Source organism: Polaromonas sp. (genome assembly GCF_041689105.1).
Taxonomy (GTDB): domain Bacteria; phylum Pseudomonadota; class Gammaproteobacteria; order Burkholderiales; family Burkholderiaceae_C; genus Polaromonas.
In genome coordinates this window covers 1-8,815 of sequence record NZ_JBDNGU010000006.1, presented here as the reverse complement: position 1 = coordinate 8,815, position 8,815 = coordinate 1, and the positions used below count along the sequence as shown (strand labels likewise).

Here is an 8,815-nt window from a genome sequence, read left to right as displayed (position 1 = left end):
CATGCACATATTCAGCCCCCACGCTCGGCACTGCGTGTCCTCGCTGCCCCCCAAGGGGGCGTCGCCGACCTTGGGGCGGCCCGGCGGTCGTCGGCCGTCGCAGTCCACGATGGCTTGCATCTGGCACTGAAGTCCGGCAACTTCGGCACCGACGACTTCTTCACCAAAGCCTTTACGATGCTGCAATGACTTCACTCACCGAGAACCAGGCCCGCGAGGAAATCTGCCGCGTTGGCAAAACTCTGTTTGACCGGGGCTATGTGCACGCCACGGCCGGCAACATCAGTGTGCGGCTGGCAGCCTCCGATGGCGGGGGCTTCCTGATCACACCGACCGATGCCTGCCTGGGTTTTCTGGACCCGGCCCGTCTGGCGCGGCTTGATGCCGGCGCGAAGCAGCTGAGCGGCGACACGGCCAGCAAGACCCTCGCGCTGCATGCGGGTATTTATGCCGCGGCCGAACCGTTTGATCCGGCGACACGCTGCGTGATTCATACCCACAGCACGCACTGCGTCGCCTTGAGCCTGCGCGCTGCGGGCGACGAACTGCTGCCACCCCTCACGCCCTATTTCGTGATGAAGGTTGGCCATGTGCCGGTGATTGCCTACCATCGTCCCGGCGACGCGGCAGCGGCAGCGTGTGTGGCGCAGGTCATCACCCGTTACGGCCAGCAGGGCACGCCGATACGGGCAGTGATGCTGGCGCGGCTGGGGCCCAATGTCTGGCACGACAGCCCTGCGGCCGCGATGGCCACACTGGAAGAGCTCGAAGAAACCGCCAGGCTGGTGTGTTTGGGCGGCGCAGCACCTGAACCGCTGACGAACGCCCAGATCGACGAGTTGCGCCAGACCTTCGGTGCGCGCTGGTAGAAAAACGTTGAGTCAAATCGGCCTCCAGCCCTTTCCCCGCCTGCGAAAGCAGCTATCAATTCAAGAGCGTTCTTGAAACACCTTGCAGAGCCCACCATGCCGAGATTCGCTGCCAACCTGTCCATGATGTACCCCGACCTGCCGTTTCTGGACCGTTTTGAAGCGGCTGCCGGTGATGGCTTCAAGGCGGTGGAGTTTCTTTTTCCGTATGCCTTCGGCAAACAGGAACTGGTCGCGCGCCTGAAAGCCAACGGCCTGCAGCAGGTGTTGTTCAACGCGCCGCCGGGCGGCACCGATGCTGCAAGCATTGCCCAGGCGTGGGACAAAGCGGGTGACAAGGGCACGGCCGCTGTGCCAGGCCGCGAGGCGGAGTTCCGTACCGGTGTGCAGCTGGCCCTCGACTACGCCGAGGCGCTGGATTGCCCGCGCATTCATCTGATGGCCGGGTTGGTCGCTGCAGGACAGGAACGTGAGGACGTGCTGCCGCTCTACGTGGACAACTTGCGCTGGGCGGCGGGCGAAGCGGCGAAACGCGGGCGTGACGTGTTGATCGAACCGATCAACACGCGCGATGTGCCGCGTTTCTTTTTGAACCGGCAGGATCGCGCGCACGAGATCATTGCCGAGGTTGGTGCACCCAACCTCAAGGTGCAGATGGACCTGTACCACTGCCAGATTGTCGAAGGCGATGTGGCGATGAAGATCCGCAAGTACCTGCCCACGGGCGCTGTCGGTCATTTCCAGGTTGCCGGTGTGCCCGAGCGCCACGAACCGGACATCGGTGAAATGAATTACCCCTACCTGTTCGGTGTGATCGACGAGGTGGCCGAGGCCTGCGGATGGGAGGGCTGGGTCGGCTGCGAGTACCGGCCGAAAAAAGGCGGCGAGCTGGGTGGGACCTCAACCGGTCTGGGCTGGCTGCCGCGCTCACGCTGAGCGCGGACCGCGTCAGAAGCGGATGCCGGTCGGGTTGTCCGCCGTCGGGCCGGGCGCGACTGGTGCGGGTGCTGGAGCGGCGGCAGCGCGTGCGGTGCCCGGCTGGGCTGCGCTAGCTGCCGGCGCACTCACCGTCACCAGCGGGGTGGCAGCAGCCTGGCGGTAGCTGGCGGGCAACACCGATGCCTTGGGATAACCGGCGGCGTCGAGGAACTGCGTCCACTCCGCATCGGAGAAGCCCTTGAGCTGCTGGCTGCCAATCGTCACGAAAGGCAGCACACTTTCACCGCTGAGCCGCTGCAGGGCTTGTGTGTCCTCATTGGTGGTCACGCTCTTTTCGGCGAAGGGAACGCCGCGTGTGGTCAACATCGACCGTGCCGAGCTGCAGGGTCCGCAGTTGTCGCCGGTATAAAGCGTGACCGGGTACTGGCCGGCCACCTTGCGCAGCTCAAAAGGCAAGGTCGCCGTGGCCACGCCCCGGCTACCTTCGGTGGACGTTGCCGTGACCCTGGCGTTGGTCGATGCGGGCGGCGGCTTGTCGGAAAAGGTCACTTTGCCGTCCGGGCCAACGATGCGAAACACCTGCTGGGCCGCCGCGGAGAAAGGCAGCAGGCCGACGACCACAAGCGCCAAGGCCGGAATTGCTGCAAATTTGAAAGTGGTCGATGTCATGTGATGCTCCAGTGTCGATCAAGCCATGCCCTGATGACGCAACAACGCGTCGATCGAAGGCTCGCGGCCACGGAAAGCTTTGAACGATTCCATGGCTGGCCGGCTGCCACCAGCCTCCAGGATGGCCTGCCGGTATTTTCTGCCAGTTTCTACCGTAACGGTGCCGGACCCTGTTTCGGCATCGGTGTTTATACCTGCAGCTGGAGCGCTTTGTGCACTTTCCTCGAAAGCCGCATAGGCATCGGCCGAGAGCACTTCCGCCCACTTGTAGCTGTAGTAACCGGCTGCGTAGCCGCCTGAAAAAATGTGACTGAATGTATGCGCGGTACGGCTGTAGGGCGGCGGCGTGATCACCGCAAACTCGTCGCGCACGCCGGCCAGCAGGGTCATCACGTCGTCGCCCGGTTTCCATTCGGTATGCAGCAGCATGTCGAACAGTGAAAATTCGATCTGTCTCAATGTCTGCATGCCGCTCTGGAAGTTTTTGGCCGCCAGCATCTTGTCGAATAGCGCGCGGGGCAGGGGCTCGCCCGTGTCCACATGGGCGGTCATGTGTTTGAGCACATCCCACTCCCAGCAGAAGTTTTCCATGAACTGGCTGGGAAGCTCCACCGCATCCCATTCGACACCGCTGATGCCCGAGACATCGCGCTCGTCGACCTGGGTCAGCATGTGGTGCAGGCCGTGGCCAAACTCATGGAACAGCGTGGTCACATCATCATGCGTCAGCAGGGCGGGCCTGCCGCCCACACCATCGGCAAAGTTGCAAACCAGGTGCGCCACTGGCGTTTGCAGTTTGCCGGTGTCGGGGCGCAGCCAGCGGGCGCGCACATCGTCCATCCAGGCGCCGCCGCGTTTGCCGGTACGGGCCGGCTGGTCCAGGTAGAACTGGCCGACCAGGTTGCCGGCGCGTTCAATGCGGTAAAACTGCACGCCGGGGTTCCACGCCGGGGCGGTGTCCGGGTGTATCGCTACTTCAAACAGGGTCTCGACAATTTTGAACAGCCCGGCCAGCACCTTGGGCGCGGTGAAGTACTGCTTGACTTCCTGCTCGCTGAAGGAATAACGCGCTTCCTTGAGCTTTTCGCCGATCCAGGTGTAGTCCCAGGGCTGCGGGTCTTTCAAGCCCAGTTTTTCCGCGGCAAAGGTTCGCAGGTCGGCCACATCCTTGATGCCATAAGGCTTGGCGCGCTGACCGAGGTCATGCAGGAAGCTGATCACCTGCTCGGGCGATTCAGCCATCTTGGCCACCACCGAGACTTCGCCGAAGTTGCGGTAACCGAGCAACTTGGCTTCTTCGAGTCGCAGCGCGAGGATTTCCTGCATCACGGCGCTGTTGTCGAAGCGGGCGAACTCGGGCGGGGACTGCTCGCTGGCGCGTGTGCTGTAGGCCTTGTACAGGGTTTGGCGCAAGGCGGCACTGTCGGCGAACTGCATCACTGGCAGGTAGCAGGGCATCTTGAGCGTGAGTTTGTAGCCGTCCTTGCCATCTGCTGCGGCCTGGACACGAGCGGTCTGCACCACGTCGGCCGGTATGCCGGCGAGTTCGTCGTCGCGCGCGAAGTAGGCGTAGGCGTCCGTGGCATCCAGCGCGTTTTCGCTGAACTTCTGGCTCAGCTCGGCCTGCCGTTCCTGGATCGCGGCGAAGCGCTCCTTGGCCGCACCCGTCAACTCTGCGCCCGAAAGAACGAAGTTGCGCACCGCGTTTTTGTGCGCCTGATGCTGCTCGGGGTTGAGTGTGGCCAGATTGATGGCCTTGTACTTGGCATACAGCCGCTCGTCGGCGCCCAGGCGTGTCCAGAACTCGGTGACTTTGGGCAGGGCCTCGTTGTAGGCGGCCCGCAGTTCGGGGGTGTCGGCCACGCCGTTGAGGTGACTGACGGCGCCCCAGGCGCGGCTGAGGTTCTCGGTGGCAATGTCCAGCACAGCGGCGATGCCGGTCCAGCGCGCCGGAAATTCCGGGGTGGTGACCTGGGCCAGTGCGGTTTCGGCCTGCGCCAGCAGCACATCGATGGCCGGACCCACATGGTCGGGCTGGATCTGGTCAAACTGGGGAAGGTCGGTGAAGTCGAGCAGCGGGTTTTGTGAAGTCATGGCAATCAGCTGTGGGCGGGGGCACCAAATCTAAAGGGACAGGCCGGACAAGCGCGCAAAACATAAGGCCGGACGCTGGCCGCTGCGGGCACTCAGTCCTGCGAGCGCTTCTTGAGGCTTTGCAGACGGGGTTTTTTGGCGCGTTTGACGCTTCCACCCGGCGTCAGGCGTTGGTTGCCCAGCACCCGCAGCGTTTTGACCTCGGGGCGCTGGCCATAGCGGCTGCTGTTTTTCAGTACTTTTACGTCGCGCGGGCCGGGCATGCGGTCCTCGCTGACCTTTTTTTCCTTGGGCGGCATGGGCCGCCAGAGCACCAGCAGCTTGCCGATGTGCTGGATGGGCGCGGCGTTGAGTTCTTCGCTGACGCTCTGGAAAATGGCCTCGCGGCCTGGCCGGTCGTCCGATTGCACGCGCACCTTGATCAGGCCATGCGCCTTGAGTGCAGCGTCGATTTCGTTTTTGACGGCCTCGGTCAGGCCGTCAGCGCCGACCATCACGACGGCGTCCAGGTGGTGCGCTTCGGCGCGGTGTTCTTTGCGCTGGGCGGGGGTAAGTAGTATTTGAGCCATTCCCGGATTATCGGTGGAGAGGACAATACGGGCATGAAAGTAAAAACCCAAAGTAAAAAGGTCAATAAAGCGTGGCTGAATGACCACGTCAACGATACCTATGTGAAGTTGGCCAAAAGGGAGGGCTATCGGGCCAGGGCGGCCTACAAGCTCAAGGAAATCGACGACACCCTGAGCCTGATCAAGCCCGGCCACTGCGTGGTGGACCTGGGCAGTGTCCCGGGCGCCTGGAGCCAGTACGCCCGCCGCAAGCTGTCACCCTCCGGGGCGGCCGTGGGCGCGCTGAATGGGCGCATTGTTGCGCTGGACCTCCTGCCGATGGAGCCGGTCGAAGGCGTGGTCTTCATCCAGGGCGACTTTCGCGAGCCCGAGGTGCTGCAGCAACTGGAGCAGACCCTCAGTTCGGACCGGGGCTTTACCAAGGTCGATGTGGTGATCTCCGACATGGCGCCCAACCTGTCGGGCATTGAAACCGCCGATGCTGCGCGCATTGCGCACCTGGTCGAGCTGGCTGTGGATTTTTCCGTGCAGCACCTCAAACCCGACGGCGCGCTGGTCGTCAAGCTGTTTCATGGCGGTGCTTACAGCCCGCTGGTCAAGTTGTTCAAGGAGACTTTCAAGGTGGTCAAGCCTTTCAAGCCCAAGGCGTCGCGATCCACCTCGTCGGAAACCTTTCTGGTCGGCGTGGGTCTGAAAAACAGCCGTGGCGCAGGTGCTGAGGCGGGCACTGAAGGGGCTAAACCCGCAGTGAAGGGGCTAAACCCGCAGTAATTAACGCAAACCCGCTACAAACCTAGGGATGTCCTAGGGCGCAAATTCGGTTTTAAGCCTTGAAACGCCTAAAATCAGGCGCATGTGCCTTGTGTTCCTCAATCGGAGACATCCTTGAACAATCAGTGGTTTTCAAAAATTGCAATCTGGCTGGTGATCGCCATGGTGCTGTTCACCGTTTTCAAGCAATTTGATACACGCGGCGGCGCCGGTACCAACTACCTTGGATATTCCGAATTCCTGGACGAGGTACGTGGCAAACGCATCAAGTCCGCCACCATCGCCGAAGGCCAGGGTGGCACCGAGATTTCCGCCGTCACCACGGACGACCGCAGGATACGCACCACTGCCACCTACCTCGACCGCGGCCTGATCGGCGACCTGATTTCCAACGACGTCAAGTTCGACGTCAAGGCACGGGAAGAAGGCTCGCTCCTCATGACGCTGCTGGTCAGCTGGGGACCGATGCTGTTGCTGATCGGCGTCTGGATTTATTTCATGCGGCAGATGCAGGGCGGCGGCAAGGGCGGCGCTTTCAGCTTCGGCAAGTCCAAGGCACGCCTGCTCGACGAATCCACCAATCCTGTAACTTTTGCCGACGTCGCTGGCTGCGACGAGGCCAAGGAAGAGGTCAAGGAGGTGGTTGACTTCCTGAAAGACCCGACCAAGTTCCAGAAGCTCGGCGGACGCATTCCGCGCGGTCTGCTGCTGGTCGGCCCTCCGGGCACCGGCAAGACCCTGCTGGCCAAAAGTATTGCCGGCGAAGCCAAGGTCCCGTTTTTCTCGATTTCCGGCTCTGACTTCGTGGAAATGTTTGTGGGTGTGGGCGCGTCCCGCGTTCGCGACATGTTCGACAACGCCAAGAAAAACGCACCCTGCATCATCTTTATCGACGAGATCGACGCCGTGGGCCGCCAGCGTGGCGCAGGCCTGGGCGGCGGCAACGACGAGCGCGAGCAGACGTTGAACCAGATGCTGGTCGAGATGGACGGTTTCGAGACCAACGTTGGCGTGATCGTGGTGGCTGCCACCAACCGACCCGATATTCTGGACTCGGCGCTGCTGCGCCCCGGCCGGTTTGACCGCCAGGTGTACGTCACCTTGCCCGACATCCGCGGCCGCGAACAGATCCTTAACGTCCACATGCGCAAGGTGCCGCTTGGCCAGGACGTCAGCCCGCTGGTGATCGCCCGCGGCACGCCCGGCATGTCTGGCGCCGACCTGGCCAACCTGTGCAACGAAGCCGCCCTTATGGCCGCACGCCGCAACGCGCGCACCGTGGAGATGCAGGACTTCGAAAAGGCCAAGGACAAGATCCTGATGGGCCCTGAGCGCAAAAGCATGGTCATGCCCGAGGAAGAGCGCCGCAACACGGCTTACCACGAGTCTGGCCACGCGCTACTCGGCAAGATGCTGCCCAAGTGTGACCCGGTGCACAAGGTCACCATCATCCCGCGCGGTCGCGCCCTGGGCGTGACCATGAGCCTGCCGGCGCAGGACCGCTACAGCTACGACCGTGAATACATGCTCAGCCAGATCAGCATGCTGTTTGGTGGCCGCATCGCCGAAGAGGTCTTCATGAACCAGATGACGACGGGCGCCAGCAACGACTTCGAGCGCGCCACGGCTCTGGCCAGGGACATGGTCACGCGTTACGGCATGACCGAGGCGCTGGGTCCCATGGTTTATGCCGAGAACGAAGGCGAAGTGTTCCTGGGCCGTTCGATCACCAAGACCAACAACATGAGCGAGGCCACCCTGCAAAAGGTTGACGGCGAGGTGCGCCGCATCATTGACCAGCAGTACACGGTGGCGCGCAAGCTGATCGAGGACAACCAGGAAAAGATACACGCGATGGCCAAGGCCCTGCTTGAGTGGGAGACCATCGATGGCGAGCAGCTCGATGACATCATTGCCGGCAAGGAGCCGCGCCCGCCCAAGGACTGGACACCGCGCAACGCTTCCGTGGGCGGCGGTGGCGGCCCCACCGGTGGCACGCCGGCTGTGACCACCGACCCGGCGCCTACGGTGGCCTGACGACCATCGATTGTCTTCGTGTAAACCCGGGCTGGCCCGGGTTTTCTTTTATCTGCTGCCACTGATCTTCCGAGGCTTTTTGTGTTCTGGCAAACCTCCCGTTTTCAGATAGACCTGACGCGCCCGCGCGTGATGGCTATCGTCAACACCACCCCTGATTCCTTTTCCGACGGCGGCAAGTTCTACCGCCCGGACGGCAGTGTGCTGGGCGTCTTCGAGCGCTGCGCGCAGCTGGTCGAAGAGGGCGCCGACATCCTTGATATTGGAGGCGAATCAACCCGGCCGGGCGCTGCGCCCCTGCTGCTGGAGGACGAACTCGCGCGCGTGTTGCCCGTGGTGCGGCACGCGGTGCGCCTGGGTGTGCCGGTGTCCGTAGATACCTACAAGCCCGAGGTCATGCAGGCCGTGCTGGACCTGGGTGCCGATATCATCAACGACATCTGGGCGCTGCGCCAAACCGGGGCTGCGGCTGTCATCGCAGCGCACCCGTCCTGTGGCGTCTGCCTGATGCATATGCATCGCGAGCCGCAAACCATGCAGGCTACGCCCATGGAAGGCGAGGTGCTGCCGCAGGTGCTGTCTTTTCTCGAACAAGCTGCCGGAGAGCTGCGGGCACTCGGTGTGGACGCCCGCCGTATCGTGCTGGACCCGGGCATAGGCTTCGGCAAAACGGTGGCGCAGAATTTTTCGCTGTTGGCGCGCCAGCAGGAGTTGCTGGCCGCCGGTTACCCCCTGCTGGCGGGCTGGTCGCGCAAGTCCTCGCTGGCGGCGGTTAGCAGCACCTCGCTGGCCAGCGTGGCCAAGCTTGATATCACGGACCGCATGGTGCCCAGCGTCACCGCTGCCGTGTTGGCCGTGGACCGCGGT

The 8,815-nt window shown here is 62.9% G+C and carries 8 protein-coding genes and 1 pseudogene; 6 read left to right on the top strand and 3 right to left on the bottom strand.

Annotation, left to right across the window (positions count from 1 at the left end):
- The 3 genes and pseudogenes from ACESMT_RS00520 to otnI all read left to right on the top strand — a co-directional run.
- A pseudogene (locus ACESMT_RS00520) lies at positions 1-189 on the top strand (hypothetical protein); the annotation flags it as partial.
- On the top strand, positions 186-869 hold the full coding sequence (locus tag ACESMT_RS00515) for an aldolase (RefSeq protein ID WP_372824194.1): 684 nt from the start codon (positions 186-188) through the stop codon (positions 867-869). The pseudogene ACESMT_RS00520 and the gene ACESMT_RS00515, both read left to right, overlap by 4 nt.
- A 96-nt stretch (positions 870-965) precedes the next feature.
- Positions 966-1,805 (top strand): 2-oxo-tetronate isomerase, encoded by an 840-nt coding sequence (gene otnI, locus ACESMT_RS00510; protein WP_372824193.1) that lies wholly within the window; start codon positions 966-968, stop codon positions 1,803-1,805.
- 12 nt (positions 1,806-1,817) lie between these two features.
- On the opposite strand, the gene ACESMT_RS00505 is transcribed toward otnI, so the two are convergent.
- From ACESMT_RS00505 to ACESMT_RS00495, 3 genes are all read right to left on the bottom strand, one after another.
- Positions 1,818-2,477, bottom strand: coding sequence for a glutaredoxin domain-containing protein (locus ACESMT_RS00505; RefSeq protein ID WP_372824191.1), 660 nt, complete (start codon positions 2,475-2,477; stop codon positions 1,818-1,820).
- A gap of 18 nt (positions 2,478-2,495) precedes the next feature.
- Complete coding sequence (locus ACESMT_RS00500; RefSeq protein WP_372824189.1) at positions 2,496-4,571, bottom strand: M3 family metallopeptidase; 2,076 nt, start codon at positions 4,569-4,571, stop codon at positions 2,496-2,498.
- 92 nt (positions 4,572-4,663) lie between these two features.
- A complete protein-coding gene (locus ACESMT_RS00495) occupies positions 4,664-5,140 on the bottom strand; it encodes a YhbY family RNA-binding protein (protein WP_372824187.1) in 477 nt (158 codons plus the stop codon).
- 33 nt (positions 5,141-5,173) lie between these two features.
- Here ACESMT_RS00495 and ACESMT_RS00490 point away from each other — a divergent pair, with 33 nt between their 5' ends.
- The 3 genes from ACESMT_RS00490 to folP form a co-directional block, all read left to right on the top strand.
- Positions 5,174-5,911: an RlmE family RNA methyltransferase gene (locus ACESMT_RS00490; RefSeq protein WP_372824185.1), complete on the top strand. Its 738-nt coding sequence runs from the start codon at positions 5,174-5,176 to the stop codon at positions 5,909-5,911.
- 114 nt (positions 5,912-6,025) lie between these two features.
- A complete protein-coding gene (gene ftsH, locus ACESMT_RS00485) occupies positions 6,026-7,948 on the top strand; it encodes an ATP-dependent zinc metalloprotease FtsH (RefSeq protein ID WP_372824183.1) in 1,923 nt (640 codons plus the stop codon).
- An 81-nt stretch (positions 7,949-8,029) separates the two neighbouring features.
- Positions 8,030-8,815, top strand: a 786-nt coding sequence (gene folP, locus ACESMT_RS00480; protein ID WP_372824181.1) for a dihydropteroate synthase, incomplete at its 3' end; no start/stop codon positions are given.

Bases quoted from the DNA above. Each gene is read 5' to 3' on its own strand.
- otnI (WP_372824193.1), top strand. From the start codon at position 966: ATGCCGAGATTCGCTGCCAACCTGTCCATGATGTACCCCGACCTGCCG.
- ACESMT_RS00500 (WP_372824189.1), bottom strand. From the start codon at position 4,571: ATGACTTCACAAAACCCGCTGCTCGACTTCACCGACCTTCCCCAGTTT.
- ACESMT_RS00515 (WP_372824194.1), top strand. From the start codon at position 186: ATGACTTCACTCACCGAGAACCAGGCCCGCGAGGAAATCTGCCGCGTT.
- ACESMT_RS00490 (WP_372824185.1), top strand. From the start codon at position 5,174: ATGAAAGTAAAAACCCAAAGTAAAAAGGTCAATAAAGCGTGGCTGAAT.
- ACESMT_RS00495 (WP_372824187.1), bottom strand. From the start codon at position 5,140: ATGGCTCAAATACTACTTACCCCCGCCCAGCGCAAAGAACACCGCGCC.
- ACESMT_RS00505 (WP_372824191.1), bottom strand. From the start codon at position 2,477: ATGACATCGACCACTTTCAAATTTGCAGCAATTCCGGCCTTGGCGCTT.